Genomic DNA, 21,183 nt, shown 5'->3' on the forward strand with positions numbered 1-21,183 from the left:
TTTCGGTGCGCTCCTCTTACTGAGGCGGGTTGCCGTGCTTGCGGGACGGCAGGTCGGCGTGCTTGGTGCGGAGCATCGCGAGGGACTTGATCAGCACCTCGCGGGTCTCGGCCGGGTCGATGACGTCGTCGACGAGACCGCGCTCCGCGGCGTAGTACGGGTGCATCAGCTCGGCCTTGTACTCCTTGACCATGCGAGTGCGCATGGCCTCGGAGTCCTCGGCCTCGGCGATCTGGCGCCGGAAGATGACGTTGGCGGCGCCTTCGGCACCCATCACCGCGATCTCGTTGGTGGGCCAGGCGTAGGTCAGGTCGGCACCGATGGACTGGGAGTCCATGACGATGTACGCGCCGCCGTAGGCCTTGCGCAGGATCAGCGAGATCCGGGGCACGGTCGCGTTGCAGTAGGCGTAGAGCAGCTTCGCGCCGTGCCGGATGATTCCACCGTGCTCCTGGTCGACACCGGGCAGGAAGCCGGGTACGTCCAAAAGAGTGATGATCGGAATGTTGAAGGCATCGCACATCTGAACGAAGCGGGCGGCCTTCTCCGACGCCTCGATGTCGAGCACACCGGCCAGCGTCTGCGGCTGGTTGGCGACGATGCCGACGACCTGGCCGTCGAACCGGGCCAGGGCGCAGACGATGTTGCGGGCCCAGCGCTCGTGGATCTCCAGGTAGTCGCCGTCGTCGACGAGCTCCTCGATCACCTTGTGCATGTCGTACGGGCGGTTGCCGTCGGCGGGCACCAGGTCGAGCAGCACGTCGGAGCGGCGGTCGGCCGGGTCCTCGGAGGCGACCGGCGGCGGGTTCTCGCGGTTGTTCTGCGGGAGCATCGACAGGAGGTAGCGCACCTCGGCGATGCAGGTCTCCTCGTCGTCGTACGCGAAGTGCGCCACGCCGGAGGTCTCGGCGTGCACGTCCGCGCCGCCCAGACCGTTCTGGGTGATCTCCTCGCCGGTGACCGCCTTGACGACGTCCGGACCGGTGATGAACATCTGCGAGGTCTCGCGGACCATGAAGACGAAGTCGGTCAGCGCCGGGCTGTAGGCGGCGCCGCCGGCGCACGGGCCGAGCATCACGCTGATCTGCGGGATGACACCGGACGCCTTGGTGTTGCGCTGGAAGATGCCGCCGTAACCGGCGAGGGCGGAGACGCCCTCCTGGATCCGGGCGCCCGCGCCGTCGTTCAGGGAGACCAGCGGGGCACCGGCCGCGATGGCCATGTCCATGATCTTGTGGATCTTGGTGGCGTGGGCCTCGCCCAGCGCACCGCCGAAGATCCGGAAGTCGTGCGCGTAGACGAAGACCGTCCGGCCCTCGACGGTGCCCCAGCCGGTGATGACACCGTCGGTGTACGGCTTCTTCGCCTCCAGGCCGAAGCCGACCGCCCGGTGCCGGCGCAGCTGCTCCACCTCGTTGAACGAGCCGGGGTCCAGCAGCAGCTCCACCCGCTCGCGGGCCGTCAGCTTGCCCTTCGCGTGCTGGGCCTCGGTGGCGCGGTCGCTCGGGCCGCGCCGGGCCTGCTCGCGCAGCTCGTGCAGCTCCGCCACACGGCCACGGGCGTCGGCGGGCTCGCTCGGGGTCTGGTCCACAACGGTCATGTACCGACCCTACGAAGCGGGGCCAGAAAACCTCACCGTCGAATCCGTACAGGTTCGTGTGTCGAATCCTGGTGAGGCTTGACAGAACCTGCGCCCCACCAGACCGATTCGACAGCACAGGCCCCTGTCCGGTTGTGGGGTTCTCACAAGAGGAGCGTGCAGTGGTGGCCGGCGCCCGTGCTCCCCGGAGTGATCCGGAGCCGTAGCCCGGACGGCCCGGCGGCCAGCACCTCCACCGTGTCGTCGTGCGCCCGGACCGCCCGTACCGGACGGTCCCAGGCGAGTTCGAAGGGGCGGCCGGTCCGCTCCGGCTCGCTCGCCGAGAGGGTCGCCGTGCCGCCCGTACGCCGCAGCAGGACGGCCGAGGGGGCGGTGACGGCCAGCCGTTCCACCGTACCGGCCCGCCAGAAGACGGCGGCGGTCAGCCCGAGGGACGGGACGGCGACGGCCTGCCGGCCGGAGTCGTTGGCGAGGATGTCCGGCCAGTGCCGGTCGGCGGCCCGGGCGGCGAGGGTGCGCGGCGAGGCGCCGGGCATGAGCAGATAGGCGTACGAGGCGTCCACCGGGTCTGTGCCGTGATCGAACCACAGGGTCCGGTAGCGGCGGGTGCGGCGCTCGGTGGAGCCGCCGGTGTTGATGTCGCTCCAGGCGCCGGTGCGGTCCTCGCTCAGGGTGTGCGGGCGGGGCGCGCGGCCGGAGCCGGTCGCGGGGCCCGTCGCGGGGCCGGAGCCGGTCGCGGAGCCCGGGCCGGTCGCGGGGCTCGTCGCGGGGCCAGTCACTGGGCCGGGGAAGACCCAGCCGCCGTGGCCGTCGAGGTGGGCCCATCCCTCCCCCGTCGTGAAGGCGGCGGTGCCCGCCTCGCCGAGGCAGCGGTTGTCGACGATCGTCTCGACCGGCACCCCGTCGGTGGCGGTGATCCCGGCGCCGAGGCAGATGACGGCGTCGGCGGCGCAGAACCAGGACTTGCGGGCCTGGAGGGTGGAGCCGAGGCCCTTGAGGTGCTGGCCGATCGCGGCGAACTCGCCGTCGGTGACCCCGCCGACCGCACGCGCGTCGGGCCGGGGCTCGCCCCATTCGCCGCCCGCGCGGTCGGCGAGGCGACGGGTGGAGACGGTGGTGCCGGGCAGCCGGTAGGGGTCGACGGTGGGCCAGAACCAGTCGGTGTACTGGTCGCCCCGGCCGGCGGTCCACCAGTACAGCATCCCGGCGCCGGTGTGCCAGCCGCGCGGATTCTCGCCGTTGCCGCACTCGTAGTGGGCGATGTGGTCGGAGGCCATGGAGAGGTTCGCCGCCCAGCCGGGGCGGCGGTGCACGGCGCGGGCCATGGCGGGGAAGAGCCGGTGGCCGGTCGGTTCGGGGGCGGCGGGGACCTCGGAGGCGGCGACGGCGTGCAGCCGGGCGAGGTCGGCGACGTCGAACTGGGGGGCGGCGAGGATCGGGGTGACGGTGTCGCGGGCGATCCAGCCCTTCACGCGCGCGTGCCAGCGGCTTCGCTCGGCGGGGCTCGCGCCGCCCGCGAGGAGGGCGATGGCGGCGATGAGGCCCTGGCCGTGGAAGTGGTCGGACCGCATGATCCGCCGCTCGTCGCTCTTCAGGTAGCCGCGGCTGACGGCCCGGCCGTTGACGCTGTCCATCATCAGACCGTCGTAGATCAGCGGGGCATATGCCTGCTCGACGCTGTCGAGGATGATCTGCCGCTGCGGATCGGTCACTTCCCAGCGGGAGCCGGCCAGGAGCGTGAAGAGCCGGCCGAGGCCGTCGAGCATCACCTGGCCGTACGTCCCGGAGTAGGCGACCCAGGTGTGCTGGACGAAGGAGCCGTCGGCGTACAGGCCGTCGCCCTGGTCCACGTACGGGAAAACGGGCGAGAGCGCGTCACGGGCGAGGGCGATCTTGGCGGGCGCGGCACCGACGACCCCGCGGACCGCCACCGAGCGGCATAGGTCGACCCGGTTGGTGCCGGTGGAGGTGCCCGTGTACGCGCCGAGCGCGCTGTCGGGGACGAAGTGGTCGACGGCGGCGCAGGCGGCGGCGATCCGGTCGGCGCCGAGCAGCGGGTGGAGGGCGGCGACGAGGTCCATGAGCAGGCGCGGGGAGCCGATCTGCCACTCCCACCAGTTGCCGTACGGGGTGGTGGCGGGGTGGTAGACCCGTTCGGCGAGATGGTCGAGGCCGCGCAGGATGGCGGCGAGCAGGACGGGGTCGCCGGTGAGGCCGGTGCCGTCCTGGAGATACGCCCGGGTCATCGTCCACAGCCGGCCGTAGCCCTGGGTGATGCCGGACGGCGGGTCGAAGGGGCAGTCGGGCCACAGGGAGCCGGCGGCGGGGGCCATGGTGGCGCGGAACGCGCGGGCGAGGGTGCCGGTCTCGGCGAGCCGGGAGGCGTAGGGCTCGGCGTGCGGGTCGTAGCCGGAGCCGAGCTGGAGGTCCGCCCAGCGCAGGCGCAGCGTCTCGAACTCGTCCGCTGCGGCGACGGCGGTGGCCTGGGGGTGGGGGTGCGCTTGGGGCCCGGGCCGGGGGTTCGCCCGGGCGTGCGGGGCGAGGGCGAGGGTGGCCGCGGTGGCGGTGGTGGCGGCGGCGGTGGTCAGGAAGGTGCGGCGGGACCAGCCGTACGGGGTCGCGGGGACGGGCACGGGGACCTCCCGGAGGGGGCGGGGGCGAGGACCGGTCGGAACCCGGTTCTACAGCGGCCCTCCGGCTCGTTCAATGAGCGCGGCGGCACGGGTGTGCCGCCGCACCGCCGTACCGCCGCGCTCGTCGCTGTGCCGCCCTGCCACCCTGCCGCCTGCCGCCTGCCGCCGTGCTCGTCGCCGAGGGGCACGGGACGGGGGCGGGGGCGGGGGCCCAGGGTGGGGGCTCAGCAGCCGCCGCAGTTGTAGAAGGTCACGTCCCAGTGGTTGCCCTCGTCGGCGTAGAGGTTGCCGGCGCCGGACTGCCACTGCGGGTAGCCGTCGCCGCGCAGACCTATGTAGGTGAAGGTGTTCTTCACGTAGTTGGTGAGGCAGGTGGCCTTGGCGAAGTCGAGCTTGTAGCCGTTCCAGTGCGAGTAGGTGCCGCTCGCGTGCCCGGTCTCGGTGCCGCCGGTGATGTTGAGGGCGCAGCCGCTGGACCGCTTGAGAGTCTGGGCGCCCTGGGCGGTGGTGAGGTTGAGCTGGTCGAAGGACGTACAGCTGGAGTTGTTGCGGTCCGAGCAGCCACCGGACGAGGACCAGGTGATGCCGGAGGAGTTGAACATCGAGACCGCGGTGGCCTGGGTGATCTTCGTGGCGGCCTGGGCGTCGGTGGCGGTGGCCATCACGCCGAAGCCGGGGGCGAAGAGGGCGCCGCCGACGAGGGCGGTGGCGGTGAGGGCGGAGCGGAGTTTCACGGGGCCTCCTGATGGGGACCGGACCGGGGGGCGGGCACGGGGTTGTCGGACGCACGGGACGCGTGGGTTGTCATGTGCACGACGATGGTGCCGTAGATCCACGCGCGTCCGCCAGAGGCTGGGCACGCCAAAAAACTCAGATGTTGAAAGTTGAACGGAATGCGTCTACAGTCATTCTCGTTGAAGGTTCAACAAAGCGCGGACCTCCCCCCCGCGCACCGTCCCCACAAGGAGCACGCCATGGGTCTCTTCGGCCGCAAGAACACCGAGTCCGCCGCCACCGCCACCGCCACCCTCCCGGTCGACCCCGCGCTCGCCGCGCTGACCGGCTCGTACACGATCGACGCGGCCCACAGCAGCATCGGCTTCACGGTCCGCCACGCGATGGTCACCAACGTCCGCGGCACCTTCGCCGACCACGAGGGCACGCTGAACCTGCACGGCACGACCCCGGCCGAGTCCAGCGCCTCCATCGACGTGCGGATCGCCTCCATCGACACGGGCATCGCCGACCGTGACAACCACCTGCGCAGCGCGGACTTCTTCGACGCCGAGCAGTTCCCGCTGATGACCTTCCGGTCCACCGAGGCCGCGCACCTGGGCGGCGACACCTACCGCATCACGGGCGACCTCACCATCAAGGACGTCACCCGTCCGCTCTCCATCGACCTGGAGTTCAACGGCTCGGCCACCGACGTCTACGGCAACGAGCGCGTCGGCTTCGAGGGCTCGGCCACGATCCTGCGCTCCGACTGGGGCCTGACCTGGAACGCCGCCCTGGAGACCGGTGGCGTCATGGTCAGCGACAAGGTCAAGCTGAACTTCGACATCTCCGCCATCAAGAAGGCCGCCTGAGGCCACGCCCCGGGGGATCCGTCCCACGGCACAGCACGACCGAGCGCGCCCGTCTCTCCACCTCGCGGTGGAAGGCGGGCGCTCGGCGTGGGGCGGCACCCGTGGACGCCGGGCGGTGCGGGGCGGTGTCGGTCGGTGTCGGTCGGTGCGGGGCGGGTCCCCGGGGGCGGGTGCCGTGGTGGGCGGGTGGCGTGGTGGGTGGCGGACGTCTGGACGGCCTCCGCCCCGCTCCTTCGGGGAGCGGGGCGGAGGCGGGTGGTCCGGTCGGGTCACTTGGCCGCGACGGCGGCGCCTGAGGTGCCTGCGGCACCCGCGGGGCTGTCGGACGTGACCGGCGGGCCGGCCGGCCGGGTGCGGACATGGGAGACGCCCAGCAGGACCACGGCCACGGCGACACACCCGGCCGCGACCAGGGCCAGGGCCGCCGGCCCGCCGCCGAGGGCGAGACCGCCGAGGATGCCGGCGACCGCCTGACCTGCGAAGATGGCCGAGGAGTTGAGGGACAGGGCGATCGGGCCGCGCGGCCCCGCCGCGGCGAGCAGCCGCTGCTGCTGGGCGGGGTTGAAGAGCCAGCCGATCAGGGACCAGACGGCCAGCCCCGCGGACAGGGTGATGGCCGCCCCGATTCCCGGCGCGAACAGCCCGGCCATCAGCGCCATGCCCAGGGACGCGACGGTCAGTCCGCCCATGGAGATGGCCGCGACGCGCGTGGGCGGCATGTGGTCGATCATCCAGCCCGCGGCGAGGTTGGACACCACCGCGGTGATGCCGGAGATCAGATAGATCAGGGTCAGCATGCCGCCGTGGACCCCGGCCGCACGGTCGAAGAACCAGGCGAGGTAGCTGTAGAGGACGAACACCCCGCACATGGCGAGCGCCGTGGCCAGCAGGGTGGACGGGACACCGCGGACCTTGGCGACGGCGACGCGCTGCCGAAGGGAGGCGACACCCGGCGAGGGGATGTCGTCGAGGGTGCGCAGGATGCCCGCGAGGGCGATCACTCCGATCACGGTGACCAGGGCGAAGGTGCCGCGCCAGCCCGCCGACTGTCCGACGAGGGTGCCGAGCGGTACGCCGAGCGCGTTGGCCACGGTGAGTCCGCCGAGCACCGCGGACAGGGCGCGGCCGCGTTCCTCGGGCGCGGAGACCGCCGCGGCGGCGGCCGTCGCGGTCGGCATGTAGACGGAGGCCGAGAGCGCGGCGATCACCCGGGCGGCCATCATCAGCGGGTAGCCGACGGCGACCGCCGCCAGCAGGTTGGCCAGGACGAAGACGGTGAGCGAGCCGATGAGCACCTTCCGGCGGCTCACCCGTCCCGTCGCGACCGCGAGCACGGGGGCGCCGACGGCGTAGACCGCCGAGAAGACGGTGATCAGCAGGCCCGCCGTGCCCAGGGAGACACCGAGGTCGTCGCCCAGTTCGGGTAAGACGCCGCTGATGACGAAGGAGTCGGTACCGAGCGCGAAGGATCCCAGCGCCAGCAGAAGGACGGGTTTGCGGGCACTCCCGCCCGGCAGCAGGGCTCCCAGCGACAGTTTCGCCATGGTGCTCTCTCCTTGAGACCGTGAAATCTGGATATTTTTTGTCTTGGTTTTGGACAGCGGAAGACCCTGGGGTCGGGGCTGTCCGTTCGGAAGCTCACCCGGGTGTCCGGGGGCGGGCGGTGCCAGGTCGCCTGATCAGGCGTCGGCGAACCAGCGGCGGGTACGGGCCGCCACGTCCGCGGCGTGCTGCTGGGCCTCCTCGGCGAGGTCGGCCAGCGTGGTGCCGGCCAGCTCCCGGCGCCACGTCAGTTCGGCACGGCGCATGGAGTGGGAGATCACGCAAGCCCGGCGGCCGGATCCGCCCATCACCGCGTCACCCGGCCCCTGGTTGCGGATGTTCAGACAGCGGAAGGCCGGATCGGGGCCCTCGACCGCCGTGACGACGTCCAGCAGCGAGATCTTGTCCGGGCGCCGGGCGAGACGGAACCCGCCGCGCTTGCCCGGCGTGGAGCCGAGGATCCCCGCACGGGCCAGCGCCTGGAGATGCTTGTTGAGGTACGCGGGAGCCAGGTCGTGGAACTCGGCCAGCCGGGCGGTCGGCACCGGGCGGTCCTCCTCGGCCAGCCAGACCAGGTCGAGGCAGCAGTGCAGCGCCCATTCCACTCCGTGACTCATCCTCATATCCGGATGTTAGATGTCCAGGATCGACGGCGGCAAGTGACCCTGGTGGGGCGGGAGTTCTCGCGTGCGGCGAGACGAGCGAGACGGGCGAGACGGACCGCGCGCGGGAACTCGGCGCTCCTGCCCGCCTCGGGTTCCGACCGGCGGGAAGCCAGGGCGGGGCATCGGGGCGAGGGATCAGGGGTGTCGGGTCAGGGGTGGGGGATCAGGGGTGGCGGACCGACCATGGCATCCGGTGCGCGAGCCCCGGGGTCCCGCCGGGCACATCGCCGGGTGTACCGACCCGGCCCCGGGCCGGCGCCCGGCCGGCCTCACTCTGCGGCCTCGTCGGCGGCGCGCGTCACCGCGCGGATCAGCCGGTTGTTCTCCAGGGCGCCGGGGCCGCCGAGGAAGGCGAAACGGCGGCGGGCGTAGCTGTAGGAGAGCGCGCGGGACGGGTCGGCGAAGGACTGGCTGCCGGGCACACCGCTGTGGCCGATGGCGGTCGGGCCCAGCTCGGGATGGCGGGTGGTGAGCGGGACGAAGCCCAGGCCGAACGCGTTGCGCTCGCCGGTGACCAGGTCCTTGCCCGAGGAGTGGACGCGGGAGACCTCGGCGAGCGTGCCGGGGGTGAGCAGCGGTGGGCGGCCGTCGAGTTCGCCCGCGACCGCCGCGTACACCCGGGCGAGCCCCCGCGCGCTGCCGACGCCACCGGCGGAGAGCGGGGAGGCGGCCCGGATGGCCCGCGTGTTGCCGTACGCGACCGCGTCGAAGGGCGGGTCGGCGTGCTGCCCGAAGGCGATGTCGAGGAGGCTGTCCGGCCGGCCCTTGCCCATCCTCAGGAAGGCCGCCTGGGCGGGGGACGGAACCAGCGGCAGCGCCGTACGGAAGCGCGGTTCCAACTCCTCGGGCAGGCCCAGGTGGTAGTCGATGCCGTACGGGGCGCGGATCCGCTCCTCGTAATGCTCGTGGACCGTCCGGCCGGTGGCCCGCACGACCACCTCGCCGGCCAGCGCGCCGAAGGTGAGCGCGTGATAGCCGTGGCCGGAGCCGGGCTCCCAGTACGGGCGGTGGGCGGCGAGCCGGGCGGCCGCAGCGCGGTCGTCGGTGAGCTCGGCGGGGGTGAAGCCGCCTTCGACGCCGATGGCCCCGGAGCGGTGCGCGAGCAGTTCGCGCAGGGTCAGGCGTTCCTTGCCCTCGGCGGCGAACTCGGGCCACCAAGAGGCCACTTCATGGTCCGGGTCGAGTGCGCCGTCCTGGACGAGAAGGGCGACGACGAGGGCCGTCACGCCCTTGGAGGAGGAGTAGAGGGCGAGCAGGGAGTCCCCGTCGACGCCGTCGCCACCCCAGAGGTCGACGACCTGACGGCCCCGGTGGTAGACGGCGAGCTGCGCGCCGCCGTCGCGGGCCTCGGCCGCCGCGACGGTCGCGAACGCCTCCCGTACGGACTCGAATCCGGCCGCCACCGTCCCGTGCACCTCGGTCATGTCCCCGCTCCCCTTGATCCGTTCCCGGTCTCGAACAGCGGAACGATCAAAGGCGTTGCCGGATTCCCGGTGCTCGGGACCAGCGCTCAGGAAGGACGAAGGGGGCGCCCACGCCCCGATCTCGCCTTGACTCGGCCGGAGTTGCGGGCCGGCGTGCAGCGTGATTGTCAGTGGCGGTCGTTAGCGTCGGCGGAATGGAATTCCGCATCGACAGCGCCGTTCTGACCGAGACCGTGGCCTGGGCCGCCCGCGTACTGCCCGCCCGCTCCCCCGTACCCGTCCTGGGCGGGCTGCTTCTGGAGGCGGCGGACGGACGGCTTCGCGTCTCCGGGCTCGACTACGAGGCGTCCGCTCGGATCGAGGCCGACGCCGAGGTCGCCCTGGACGGCCGGGCCCTGGTGCTCGGCCGTCGGCTTCTCGACATCTGCAAGGTGCTGCCGCACGGGCCGGTGGAGTGCGCGGTCGAGGGCGCCCGGCTCTCGGTGACGAGCGGCGAGGCCCGCTTCGGTCTCTCCCTGCTGCCCCTGGAGGACTACCCGGCCCCGCCCCAACTGCCCGCCTGGCGCGGCGCGGTGGAAGCGGACGCCTTCGCGGCGGCCGTCGGCCAGGTGGCGGTGGCGGCCGGCCGGGACGACTCGCTGCCGGTACTCACCGGCATCCGGCTCGCCCTGGACGGCACGACGATGACACTGGCCGCCACCGACCGCTACCGGTACGCGGTGCGCACCCTCGACTGGAAGCCGGAGACGCCCGGGGCTGGGGAAGGGGCGGAGTCCGGGTCCGGTACCGGGGCGGAGTCCGGGTCCGGGGAAGGGGCGCGACCCGGGGAGGGAGCCGGGCCCGGTGACGGGGCCGGAGCGGGCAACATCGCCGATGTGGTGGTGCCGGCCCGCCGACTGGTCGAGATCGCCCGGTCGCTCGCGGGCGCGGGGACGGTCCGGCTGGCCCTGGACGCGGGCTCGCTCGGTTTCGAGAGCGGCGGCCTGCGCACCACCACCCGCCTGCTCGACGGACGGCTGCCCCGGCACGACAAGCTCTTCGCGCTGGGCGAGCACGCGGTCGCGGTCACCGAGCGGGCGCCCCTGGTGGAGGCCGTGAAGCGGGTCGCGGTGGTGGCGGAGGGCGACAGTCCCGTACAGCTCGCCTTCGACGGCACGACCGTGCACCTCCAGGCCGGATACGAGGACGACGTGGCCTCGCAGCGGCTGCCGGCCGTACTGACCGGCGCCGAGACGATGACGGTCGCCTTCAACCCGGGCTATCTGCTCGACGCACTCGCCTCCTTCGAGGCCCCGCGCCTGGGCCTGCGCCTCCTCGGACCCGGCCAGCGGGCCCTGCTCACCGACGCCACCGGCCCCGCCGACGGCGGGGCCGGATCCCACCGCCACCTGCTGATGTCGGTCAAGCCCTTGGTCTGAGCGGTCGGAGGCTGCTGGGACCGAAGGGCCGAAGGGGCCGGCGGCACCGTCAGCACTATTGGGACCAGCAGAACTGGCGGGACCGGCGGCATCACCGGGGCTCCCGGACGATGGTCCGCCGGGCTGCGGGAGCCGCCGGGGTCACCGGGATCACCGGGATCACCGGACGACTGAGGCCGCCGGGACCGCCAGACGCCCCAGACCACCGAGGCCGCCGAGTTCCCCGGGGCCGCCGGACGGACCGCCGGGCCGCAGGGGCCGCCGGAATCACCTGCCGATTGAGGTCACCGGTACCGCCATGGACCAAGGGCCATAAAAGCTGCGGGGACCTCTGGGATCGCCGGATGGGCCGCCGGAGCAGGGATCGCAGGCGTCACCGGACGGCTCAGGCCGCCGGGACAGCAAGACCCCCAGGACCGCCGAACCGACCGACAGGCGGCGGGGGCCGCCGAAGTCACCTGACGACTGAGGTCACCGGGCCCCCAGACCAAGGACCCCGGAGGCCGCCGGGACCTCTACGGCCGCCGGATGGGACCGGGGCAGGGACCGCAGGCGTCACCGGACGACTCAGGCCGCCGGGACCCCCAGACCCCCAGCACCACCGAAGCCGCCAAGACTCCCGGGACCGCCGGACCGGCCGACAGGCTCCCGGGGTGCCACCCAGGTCACCTGACGACTGAGGCCACCAGGGCCGCCACAGACCAAGGACTACGGAGGCCGCCGAACCGGGCGCCGGGCCACGAGGGCTGCCGGACCGCCGAGGTCACCGGGACCACCACAGGCCAAGAACCGCAGAAGCCGCCGGGGTCCCCGACACCGCCAGACCAACCGACAGGCTCCCGGGGTGCCACCCAGGTCACCTGACGACTGAGGCCACCAGGGCCGCCACAGACCAAGGACTACGGAGGCCGCCGGACTGGACACCGGGCCACGAGGGCTGCCGGACCACCGAGGTCACCGGGACCGCCACGGGCCAAGGACCACCGAAGCCGCCAGGGTCCCCGACACCGCCGGACAGGCCGTCAGAGAGTCACCGGGGCCGAGAAGGCCACCGGACGGCCAGGGTCACCAGAGCCGCCAAGGCCCAGGACCGACCGAGCCCGCCCAGGTCCCCTGCGGCCGTCGGACAGGCCGCCAGAGTCACCGGCCCGCCGGAGCCCCGGAGCACCGGACCCGCTGAGCCCGCCAGGGCCCCCGCGTCAGAAGCCGCCGCCGAAGTCGCCTCCCCCGCCGAAGTCCCCGCCGCCGCCCCCGAAGTCGCCGCCTCCGCCGAAGTCGCCCGATCCGAAGTCACCGGGGGCGAAGTCGGCGCCCGAGACGTCGCCGCCCTGGAAATCCTGGAAGCCCTGGAAGTCCCCGCCGCCGTACTCGGAGGCGTAGGCCGGGGTGGCGAGCATCGAGCCGAGCATGGTGCCGACCAGGAGGCCGGGCAGCATGCCGCCGCCGAAGTAGCCGCCGGCCCAGGGGCCGTAGGCCGGGCCCGCCTCCCAGTAGGGGCGGCGGCCGGCGTCGGTCTCGACCGTGCGGGCCTGCGGGTCGAGGCCGTCGTCGAGTCGGGCCGCGTCGGCGGCGCAGACCGGGACCTCGCGGGAGGCGCCGCCGGCCGGGGTCCAGGTGCGGTCCGCGACGGACGGGCCGTGGCGCGGGTCGAAGAAGCAGGGGGCGCGCCGCTCGGGCAGCGGCCGGCCCTCGCGCCGGGCGGCCAGCACGGCGAGCGCGAAGCGGCCGTCCTCCAGGGTCTCGGTGACCGGGCGCACCTCGCCCGGCCGGGTGGCGGCGGCCATCAGGGACTTCGACCGGTCGTAGGAGTCCAGGGCCCGCTCGTAGTCGGCGCGCATGGCATCGGTGGCGCCCGGCTCGCCGGGCTGGAAGTCGAGCCGGTCCAGTTCCTCGCCGAAGGCGGTGATGTCCTCGTCGACGACGACCCGCAGCCGGTCGAGCGCGGCCCGCTCCTCGGCCTCCTTGCGCTGCCGGTTGCGGCGCGCGACCGCGTACACCCCGGCGCCGCCGGCCACGACCACCGCGCCCAGGCCTATCAGGGCGCCCGTCGGCACCCCGGAGTCGGTGCCGGACGCGCCCCAGGACGCGGGTGCGTGGCCGCGCAGGGTGGGCAGGGCCTGGTCGACGAAGTCGTTCAGCTCGGTCTTCGTGTCCACGCCGGGCTGGCGTACAGCGGTGACGAGGTTGTGCACGGCGGCCTTCGAGATCACCGTGTGGTCGGCCTTGGCGTCGAAGCCGTCGCCCAGGCGTATCGCGTAGAGACCGGTGATCCCGGTCCGGGTGCGCAGATTCGAGAAGAGGTCCTTCGGCGGGTACTGCTCGTTCGCGGGCAGCACGGCCACGAACAGCGGCTTGTCCGCGTCCTTGATCTTCTTCGCGAGCGCGTCCGCGTCGGCCTTGGACAGCTGCCCGGCCGCCGCCGGATCCACGTACACCGGTCCCTGGCGCAGGGCGGCGGCCACGTCGGTGACCCCGGCGGACCTGGCGTCCGCGGCGGGCGCCAGGAGCAGAAGCAGCAGAAACGGCAGGAGCAGCAGGCCGGCGAGCGCGGTCGCCGTCTGCCGGGTGGACATGGCCCTGATCCTCATGCCTCGACGCTACCCGAACGCAATCGAACGGGACATAGGGGATTTCCCTGAAAGGCGCCCCTGATTTCCCCGGAGACCCGCGGGCCCCCGGGCTCCGGTCCCCGCTCCCGGCGTCCGGTGATCACGGGTCCCGGCGGCCGGCGACCAGCCACCGGCGACCGCAGATCCCTGGTGTCCGGCGGCCGGCGGCCGACGCCCCCGGGCTTCCTCGCCCCGAGGCGCCGGCCCCTTTGCTCACTCCGACGGTTCGACGCCCGCCCGCAGCAGCCCGTAGGTGTAAGCGTCCTCCAGGGCCTGCCAGGAGGCGGCGACGACGTTCGTGCCGACGCCGACCGTCCGCCACTCCCCGTTGCCGTCGGTGGAGGTGACGAGCACCCGGGTCGTCGACTCGGTGCTGTGGCGGCCCTCCAGGATGCGGACCTTGTAGTCGGTCAGCTCGACCTGCGCGAGCTGCGGGTGGATCCGCTCCAGGGCGACCCGCATCGCCCGGTCGAGGGCGTTGACGGGACCGTTGCCCTCGGCGGTGGCGACGATGCGCTCGCCCTTGGCCCACAGCTTCACCGTGGCCTCGTTGGCGTGGGTGCCGTCCGGGCGGTCCTCGATGATGGCGCGCCAGGACTCCGTGCGGTAATAACGGCGCTGCCGGCCCTCGACCTCCTCGCGCAGCAGCAGTTCGAAGGAGGCGTCGGCGGCCTCGTACGTGTAGCCCTGGAGCTCGCGCTCCTTGACCCGGGCGACGACGCGGGCGACCAGTTCGCGGTCGCCGCCGAGGTCGACGCCCAGCTCCTTGCCCTTGAGCTCGATGGAGGCGCGGCCCGCCATGTCGGAGACCAGCATCCGCATGGTGTTGCCGACCCGCTCGGGGTCGATGTGCTGGTAGAGGTCGGGGTCGACCTTGATCGCGGAGGCGTGCAGCCCGGCCTTGTGGGCGAAGGCGGAGACGCCGACGTACGGCTGGTGGGTGGAGGGGGTGAGGTTCACGACCTCGGCGATGGCGTGCGAGATCCGGGTCATCTCGGCGAGCGCGCCGTCGGGCAGCACCTTCTTGCCGTACTTGAGTTCGAGCGCCGCGACCACGGGGAAGAGGTTGGCGTTGCCGACCCGCTCGCCGTAGCCGTTGGCGGTGCACTGCACGTGCGTGGCACCGGCGTCGACGGCGGCGAGGGTGTTGGCGACGGCGCAGCCGGTGTCGTCCTGGGCGTGGATGCCGAGCCGGGCGCCGGTGTCGGCGAGGACGGTGGCGACGACGGCCTGGACCTGGGCGGGCAGCATGCCGCCGTTGGTGTCGCAGAGGATGACGACGTCGGCGCCGGCCTCGTGCGCGGTGCGGACGACGTCCTTGGCGTAGTTGGGGTTGGCCTTGTAGCCGTCGAAGAAGTGCTCGCAGTCGACGAACACCCGGCGGCCCTGGGCGCGCAGGTGGGAGACGGTGTCGCGGACCATCTCCAGGTTCTCTTCCAGGGTGGTGCGCAGGGCCAGTTCGACATGCCGGTCGTGCGACTTGGCGACCAGCGTGATCACCGGGGCGCCGGAGTCGAGCAGCGCCTTGACCTGCGGGTCCTCGGCGGCGGTGGAGCCGGCCCGGCGGGTGGCGCCGAAGGCGACGAGCTGGGCGTTCTTGAACGTGATCTCGCGCCGGGCGCGCGCGAAGAACTCGGTGTCGCGCGGGTTGGCGCCCGGCCAGCCGCCCTCGATGAAGCCGACGCCGAAGTCGTCGAGATACCGCGCGATGGTCAGCTTGTCGGCGACGGTGAGGTTGATCCCCTCGCGCTGCGCGCCGTCGCGCAGCGTCGTGTCGAAGACGTGGAAGCTGTCGTCGCGGTCGTCGCGGACGGCGCTCTGGCCGTTCTCGCCGTTCTCCGTGGTCATGACGTGATGGCTCCTGTCGGATGTGGCTCCGGAAGGTCTGGATCCACTTGCCCCCATTCTCACGCGCGGTCCGTTTCGGCCTGTGATGGGGCTCTGAAAACGAAAAAACCCCTCGCGGGTGCGAGAGGTCTGCGCGCGGGTCTGGGGCACGATGGCCGCCGGCCGTGGGGATATACGGTCCCACGGCTCAGCGGTCACTGCGGACCGGCGCGCTGCTGCCGATAATCATCGTGGTAGCGAGCACGCCGGCAGTCTGCCACAGGCTCCGAGCGCTGTGGACGCCGATCTCACGATGCGGAATCGGCGGACGGAACCGGCTTCCCGGCCGGCCCCGCCGAGGCTCCCTCGATCCCGGCCCCGGCTCCGGCCCCGGCCACCCGCCCCAGGTCGATGTCCCGGGTCTCGCGCATCGTCACGTACACGATCAGCGAGACGGCCGCGCAGCCCGCGACGTACCAGTAGTAGCCGGACTCCACGCCCGCGTCCTTGAACCACAGCGCCACGTACTCGGCAGTCCCGCCGAACAGCGCGTTGGCGATGGCGTACGGCAGGGCCACCCCGAGCGCACGGATGCCGGTCGGGAACAGTTCGGCCTTCACGCACGCGTTGATGGAGGTGTAGCCGGTGACGACGACGAGCGCGAGCAGCGACAGACCGAGGGCCGGCCAGAAGGAACCCGCGTGCTTCAGCATCGTCATGATCGGCACGGTGAGGAGGGTCGAGCCGACGGCGAAGGTGATGAGCAGCGGTCGCCGGCCGATCCGGTCGGAGAGCCGGCCGGCCAGCGGCTGCAGACAGGCGAAGACGATCAGCGCGCAGAAGGAGACCAAGGTGGCGGTCTGCTTGGACAGTCCGGCGGAGTTGGACAGGTACTTGGTGAGGTAGGTGGTGTACGTGTAGTAGGCCACCGTGCCGCCCATGGTGAGCGCGATCACGAGCAGTGCCTCGCGCTTGTGCGCCCACAGCGCCTTGATCGTGCCCTTCTCGCCACTGGCCACGCCGTCGTCCGCGGTCTCCTCGTACACCTCGGTCTCCAGCATGGTGCGCCGCAGGTAGAACACCACGGCCGCGCCGAGGGCGCCGACGATGAAGGGGATGCGCCAGCCCCAGCTGTGCAGGGTGTCGTCGGACATGGTGCGCTGGAGGATGATCTGGAGGCCGAGGCCGAGGATCTGGCCGGCGGTCATCGACACGTACTGGAAGCTGGAGGCGAAGCCCCGGTGCTCGGGCGCGGACGCCTCGGTGAGGTACGTGGCGCTGGCGGCGTACTCGCCGCCCACCGACAAGCCCTGGAGGAGCCGGGCGATCAGGAGCACGGCGGCGCCGCCGTAACCGGCCACGCCGTACGTCGGGGCGACGGCGATGAGGACCGCCGAGGCGGACATCAGGGTGACGGTGAGGGTGAGGGCCGCCTTGCGGCCCTTTCGGTCACCGACCCGGCCGAGCAGCCAGCCGCCGACCGGCCGCATGAAGAAGCCGACGGCGAAGATGCCGGCGGTGTTCATGAGTTTGGCGGTGTCGTTGCCCTCGGGGAAGAACGCCCCCGCGAAGTACGTCGCGAAACTCGCGTACACGAACCAGTCGAACCACTCGACCATGTTGCCGGCGGAGCCGACCCAGATCTTCTTCCAGTGCTCTCGTCCCATGGCCCGACACCGTGCCGGAAGACCGCTGCCCCCAACAAGGGAACATGGCACAACGATCGGGATTACTTGCGTGCCTAAAGATCACGGAAGCAGGGTTTCGGAGATGAACTCCCGCACATGGTCGAGTACTTGTTCGCGCCCCGTGCCGGGGACGCCGACCGCGACGTGCACGCTGAATCCGTCGAGCAGGGCTCGCGTCCGGTGCGCCGCCCGGTCCGCGTCCAGGTCCTTCCGGAACTCTCCGCGCGACACGCCCTCGGCGAGGAGCGCGACGAGGTCGCGGTGCCAGGCCCGTTCGATGGCGGCCTGGCGGGCGCGGGCGTCGTCGTCGGCGCCGCGCGAGCGGTTCCAGACCTCCAGCCAGAGCGTCCAGTGCGGGTCGCGCGGGCCGACCGGCACGTACACGTCCACATAGCCGTCGAGCCGTTCGCGCGCGGTGCCGGGCCCGGACAGCACGGCTGCGCGGGCCGCGCCGAGCCGGCTCTCGCTCCACTCCAGGGTGCGCAGCAGGAGTTCGTCCCGGCTGCGGAAGTAGTAGAGGAGATGCCCGCTGCTCATCCCCACCTGCCTGCCGAGTCCGGCCATGGTCAGCCCGTCGAGACCGCGCTCGGCGATGGTGTCCATCGCGGCGGCGAGCACGTCCTCGCGGGGCGGCGCGGGCTGGTTCCTGCGGCGCGGACGGGGGTCGGCGGGGGCGGGCGGGTCGCTGTGCTGGCTCACCGGTCCGTTCTACAGGATCGGGCGGCACGGGCCGTCCGCGTCCGGGGGCCTCCGCCCGGCCTTCCCTGTCAGGGATCCTCCCCAGGGGATCCCCTGTCAGGGGCCCTCCGGCAGGCTTCCGTCCGCTCCACGCCCGAAGGCGTGGTGCATCACGTCGGCCAGATCGGCCTCGGGTACGGTGCCGCGCAGCCCGGCGAGCACGGGGGCGACCTCTTCGTCGCCGATCACGCCGAGGTACTCCTCGCGCAGGGTCCGGATCGCCTCGACGGTCTCCGGCCGAAGCGCCATCCACGCGCGCGAGGTGCGGATCTCTTCCTCGACGTTTTCCAGGAACCAGCGCATGACGTCGTACGGGATGTCCTGGTGGCCGGCGACCGGGTCGTAACGGACGGTCGGCTCGCGCGCCGGGTCCTCGTCGGGCACGACCCCGGTCAGCACCGTCCGCCCGCCGGCGGCGAGGTCGTCCAGCTCCACGTACCAGGCGTCGTCGGGCAGGGAGTAGTGGAAGGTGAGCGCGTACGCGCCGGGGCGGGGGTTCGGGCCGGGCATGCCGGTCAGCCTGGCACGCCCACTCCGTGCCCCGCACCCGCGTTTCCCCGGGCCTTTCTCAAGGGAATCTCACCCGGCGGGCTGCTGCTGGGTGATGCAGTGGACGCCTCCCCCGCCCGCGAAGATCGGGCGGGCGTCGACCAGGACGATCTCGCGCTCGGGGAAGAGCCGGCGGAAGATCCCGGCCGCGATCTCGTCGTGCGGGTCGTCGAAGGCACAGAGGATCACGGCGCCGTTGCAGAGGTAGTGGTTGATGTACGAGTAGTCGGCCCAGCCGCCGTCCTCGTTCTTCAGGACGGTCGGGGCCGGCACCTCCACGACCTCCAGCGCGCGGCCCCGGGCGTCGGTCGCGCCGCGCAGCAGGTCGGCGTAGAGGCGGGAGCGCTCGTGGTCGGGGTGCTCGGGGCTGCGCTGGCTGTGGACCAGCACGGTGCCGGGGCGGGCGAAGGAGGCGACGATGTCGACATGGCCCTGGGTGCCGTAGCGGCCGTAGTCGCCGGTCAGTCCGTGCGGGAGCCAGATCGCCTTGGTGGTGCCGAGCCGGGCGTGGATCTCCCGCTCGACGTCCTCGCGGGTCCAGCCGGGGTTGCGGTCCGGGCCGAGCTGGACGGTGTCGGTGAGCAGGACGGTGCCCTCGCCGTCGACGTGGATCGCGCCGCCCTCGTTCACCAGTGGGGACGGCAGGACGGGCACCCCGGCCGCGCCGGCGACCCGGCGGGCGATCTCGGCGTCGTGTTCCCAGCGGGCCCAGTCCTGGTCGCCCCAGCCGTTGAACACCCAGTCCACGGCGGCCGGCCGGCCCTCCTCGTCGAGGACGAAGGTGGGGCCGATGTCGCGCATCCAGGCGTCGTCGAGCGGGCATTCCAGCAGGTCGACGTCCTCCCCCACGAGGGCCCGGGCGGACGGTGCGTCGCCGGGCGCGACGACCAGCGTCACCGGTTCGAAGCGGCGTACGGCCCGGGCGACCGCCGCCCAGGCGGCGCGCGCCCCGGCGAGTTCGGCGTCGTTCGCGAAGGTGGGGTTGGGGCTGGGCCAGGCCATCCAGGTGCGGGCGTGCGGGGTCCACTCGGCGGGCATGCGGTAGGTCGTCATGAGGGGCTCCTGGCGAAGGCGGTACGGGGGCGCGGAGGCGGCGCGGGGCGCGGAAGCGGGGGAGGAAGTCAGAGGAAGTACAGGCGGTTGAGCGCGACCGACTCGGCGGCGTCCGCGCGGATCGGCGCGCCGTCGAGCGAGACGAGTCCGGTGCGGTCGTCGACCTGGACGTGTCCGGTACGGGAGTTGAGCCGGAGGTCCGCCGGGCCGATGCCACGCGTGCCGCGTACCGGGACGCGGCGTCGGCGGGTGGGCATCCGGTCGGCGCCGAGGCCCACCGCCGCCTGGGCGACGAAGGCGACGGACAGGTCCGCGGCGGTGGCGCCGTGGGCGCCGAACTGGGGCCCGAGGACGAGGGGTTCGCAGGCGTCGGTGGCGGCGTTCGGGTCGCCGACCACGCCGTACGCCGGGAAGCCGGACTTCAGCACCAGCTGCGGCTTCGCGCCGAAGAACGCGGGCCGCCACAGCACGATGTCGGCGAGCTTGCCGACCTCGATCGAGCCGATCTCGTGCGCGAGCCCGTGGGCGATCGCCGGGTTGATGGTGAGCTTGGCCAGATAGCGCAGCACGCGCGCGTTGTCGTCGTGCGGGCCGTCGTCCGGCAGGGGGCCGCGCTCGGCCTTCATCTTCCCGGCCATGGCGAAGGTCCGGCGTACGGTCTCGCCGGCCCGTCCCATCCCCTGCGCGTCGGAGGAGGTGATGCCGATCGCGCCGAGGTCGTGCAGGACGTCCTCCGCGCCCATCGTGCCGGCCCGGATCCGGTCGCGGGCCATGGCGGCGTCGCCGGGCAGGTCGGTCTTGAGGTCGTGGACGGAGACGATCATCCCGTAGTGCTCGGCGACCGCGTCGCGCCCGAAGGGCAGCGTCGGGTTGGTGGAGGAGCCGATGACGTTCGGGACGCCCGCCATTCGCAGCACGTTGGGGACATGGCCGCCGCCGCAGCCCTCGATGTGGAAGGCGTGGATCGTGCGGCCGTCCAGGACACTCAGGGTGTCCTCGACCGACAGGCACTCGTTCAGCCCGTCGCTGTGCAGGGCGACCTGGACGTCGTGCTCCTCGGCGACCCGCAGCGCGGTGTCCAGGGCCCGGGTGTGGGCGCCCATGTCCTCATGGACCTTGAAGCCGCAGGCGCCGCCCTCGGCGAGGGCCTCGGTCAGCGGGGCCGGGTCGGAGGAGGAACCCCGGGCGAGGAAGCCGATGTTGACGGGCCAGGCGTCGAAGGCGTTGAAGGCGTGCCGCAGCGCCCACGGCGAGTTGACGCCGACGCCCCACACCGGCCCGAACTCCTGACCGATGACGGTGGTGACACCGCTGGCCAGCGACGCCTCCATGATGCGGGGCGAGAGCAGATGGACATGGGTGTCGATGGCGCCCGCGGTGGCGATCAGGCCCTCGCCGGAGACGATCGACGTCCCGGTGCCGACGACGACGTCCACACCGTCGAGGGTGTCGGGGTTCCCGGCCCGCCCGATGGCGTGGATCCGGCCCTCGCGGATGCCGATGGAGGTCTTGCGGATACCGGCGACGGCGTCGATGACCAGGACGTTGCTGATCACGATGTCGCAGGTGTCGCGGACGGCGGCGGCCTTGAGGTGCAGTCCGTCGCGGGCGGTCTTGCCGAAGCCGGCGAGGAACTCGTCGCCGGGCTTCTGGGCGTCGGACTCGACGCGGACGACGAGCCCGGAGTCGCCGAGGACGACACGGTCGCCGGCCCGGGGGCCGTGCACGGAGGCGTACTCGTAGGGGTCCATCACTCGCCTTCCTGAGGGGATGCCGTACGGGACACCGGCAGGGGTGCCGTACGGGACGGCTCGCGGGATCCCGTACGGGATGCCCTACGGGACCCTG

Annotated in this window: 15 protein-coding genes; 2 read left to right on the forward strand and 13 right to left on the reverse strand. The window is 72.7% G+C overall.

All coding sequences use genetic code 11. The annotated features are described in order from the left end of the window. Positions 1-16 precede the first annotated feature (16 nt). The 3 genes from ABZ990_RS03990 to ABZ990_RS04000 all read right to left on the reverse strand — a co-directional run bounded on the left by ABZ990_RS03990 (position 17) and on the right by ABZ990_RS04000 (position 4,967). Positions 17-1,600, reverse strand: coding sequence for an acyl-CoA carboxylase subunit beta (locus ABZ990_RS03990; RefSeq protein WP_361224808.1), 1,584 nt, complete (start codon positions 1,598-1,600; stop codon positions 17-19). Between the two features lie 143 nt (positions 1,601-1,743). Continuing rightward, positions 1,744-4,233, reverse strand: coding sequence for a polysaccharide lyase 8 family protein (locus ABZ990_RS03995; RefSeq protein ID WP_361224811.1), 2,490 nt, complete (start codon positions 4,231-4,233; stop codon positions 1,744-1,746). 224 nt (positions 4,234-4,457) lie between these two features. After that, positions 4,458-4,967 carry a hypothetical protein gene (locus tag ABZ990_RS04000; protein ID WP_361224813.1) on the reverse strand — a complete coding sequence of 170 codons (510 nt, stop codon included), beginning with the start codon at positions 4,965-4,967 and terminating at the stop codon, positions 4,458-4,460. A gap of 240 nt (positions 4,968-5,207) precedes the next feature. Here ABZ990_RS04000 and ABZ990_RS04005 point away from each other — a divergent pair, with 240 nt between their 5' ends. Continuing rightward, on the forward strand, positions 5,208-5,822 hold the full coding sequence (locus ABZ990_RS04005; RefSeq protein ID WP_361224816.1) for a YceI family protein: 615 nt from the start codon (positions 5,208-5,210) through the stop codon (positions 5,820-5,822). A gap of 269 nt (positions 5,823-6,091) precedes the next feature. On the opposite strand, the gene ABZ990_RS04010 is transcribed toward ABZ990_RS04005, so the two are convergent. The 3 genes from ABZ990_RS04010 to ABZ990_RS04020 form a co-directional block, all read right to left on the reverse strand. Then, complete coding sequence (locus ABZ990_RS04010; protein ID WP_361224819.1) at positions 6,092-7,366, reverse strand: MFS transporter; 1,275 nt, start codon at positions 7,364-7,366, stop codon at positions 6,092-6,094. 135 nt (positions 7,367-7,501) lie between these two features. Continuing rightward, positions 7,502-7,981: an Rrf2 family transcriptional regulator gene (locus ABZ990_RS04015; RefSeq protein ID WP_361224822.1), complete on the reverse strand. Its 480-nt coding sequence runs from the start codon at positions 7,979-7,981 to the stop codon at positions 7,502-7,504. A 317-nt stretch (positions 7,982-8,298) separates the two neighbouring features. Then, positions 8,299-9,453, reverse strand: a complete 1,155-nt coding sequence (locus tag ABZ990_RS04020) for a serine hydrolase domain-containing protein (RefSeq protein ID WP_361224825.1) — start codon at positions 9,451-9,453, stop codon at positions 8,299-8,301. Positions 9,454-9,647: 194 nt separating this feature from the next. Between ABZ990_RS04020 and ABZ990_RS04025 the strand changes: the two genes are divergently transcribed. After that, entirely contained in the window at positions 9,648-10,871 is a 1,224-nt protein-coding gene (locus tag ABZ990_RS04025; RefSeq protein ID WP_361224828.1) for a DNA polymerase III subunit beta, read from the forward strand. A gap of 1,199 nt (positions 10,872-12,070) precedes the next feature. On the opposite strand, the gene ABZ990_RS04030 is transcribed toward ABZ990_RS04025, so the two are convergent. The 7 genes from ABZ990_RS04030 to ABZ990_RS04060 all read right to left on the reverse strand — a co-directional run bounded on the left by ABZ990_RS04030 (position 12,071) and on the right by ABZ990_RS04060 (position 21,086). Further along, positions 12,071-13,444, reverse strand: coding sequence for a hypothetical protein (locus tag ABZ990_RS04030; RefSeq protein WP_361224831.1), 1,374 nt, complete (start codon positions 13,442-13,444; stop codon positions 12,071-12,073). A 249-nt stretch (positions 13,445-13,693) separates the two neighbouring features. Beyond that, positions 13,694-15,328, reverse strand: coding sequence for a citramalate synthase (gene cimA / locus ABZ990_RS04035; RefSeq protein ID WP_361224834.1), 1,635 nt, complete (start codon positions 15,326-15,328; stop codon positions 13,694-13,696). A 287-nt stretch (positions 15,329-15,615) separates the two neighbouring features. Beyond that, the gene (locus ABZ990_RS04040; RefSeq protein WP_361224836.1) at positions 15,616-16,974 is read right to left on the reverse strand and encodes an MFS transporter; all 1,359 of its coding nucleotides are present in this window, start codon (positions 16,972-16,974) and stop codon (positions 15,616-15,618) included. A gap of 81 nt (positions 16,975-17,055) precedes the next feature. Then, entirely contained in the window at positions 17,056-17,598 is a 543-nt protein-coding gene (locus ABZ990_RS04045) for a TetR/AcrR family transcriptional regulator (RefSeq protein WP_361225093.1), read from the reverse strand. 192 nt (positions 17,599-17,790) lie between these two features. Continuing rightward, on the reverse strand, positions 17,791-18,243 hold the full coding sequence (locus tag ABZ990_RS04050; protein WP_361224838.1) for a hypothetical protein: 453 nt from the start codon (positions 18,241-18,243) through the stop codon (positions 17,791-17,793). A 69-nt stretch (positions 18,244-18,312) separates the two neighbouring features. Continuing rightward, complete coding sequence (locus ABZ990_RS04055) at positions 18,313-19,335, reverse strand: agmatine deiminase family protein (RefSeq protein WP_361224841.1); 1,023 nt, start codon at positions 19,333-19,335, stop codon at positions 18,313-18,315. A gap of 68 nt (positions 19,336-19,403) precedes the next feature. Continuing rightward, positions 19,404-21,086, reverse strand: coding sequence for an urease subunit alpha (locus ABZ990_RS04060; RefSeq protein WP_361224844.1), 1,683 nt, complete (start codon positions 21,084-21,086; stop codon positions 19,404-19,406). Between the last annotated feature and the right edge of the window lie 97 nt (positions 21,087-21,183).

The organism is Streptomyces sp. NPDC046203, assembly GCF_040646255.1.
GTDB lineage: Bacteria > Actinomycetota > Actinomycetes > Streptomycetales > Streptomycetaceae > Streptomyces.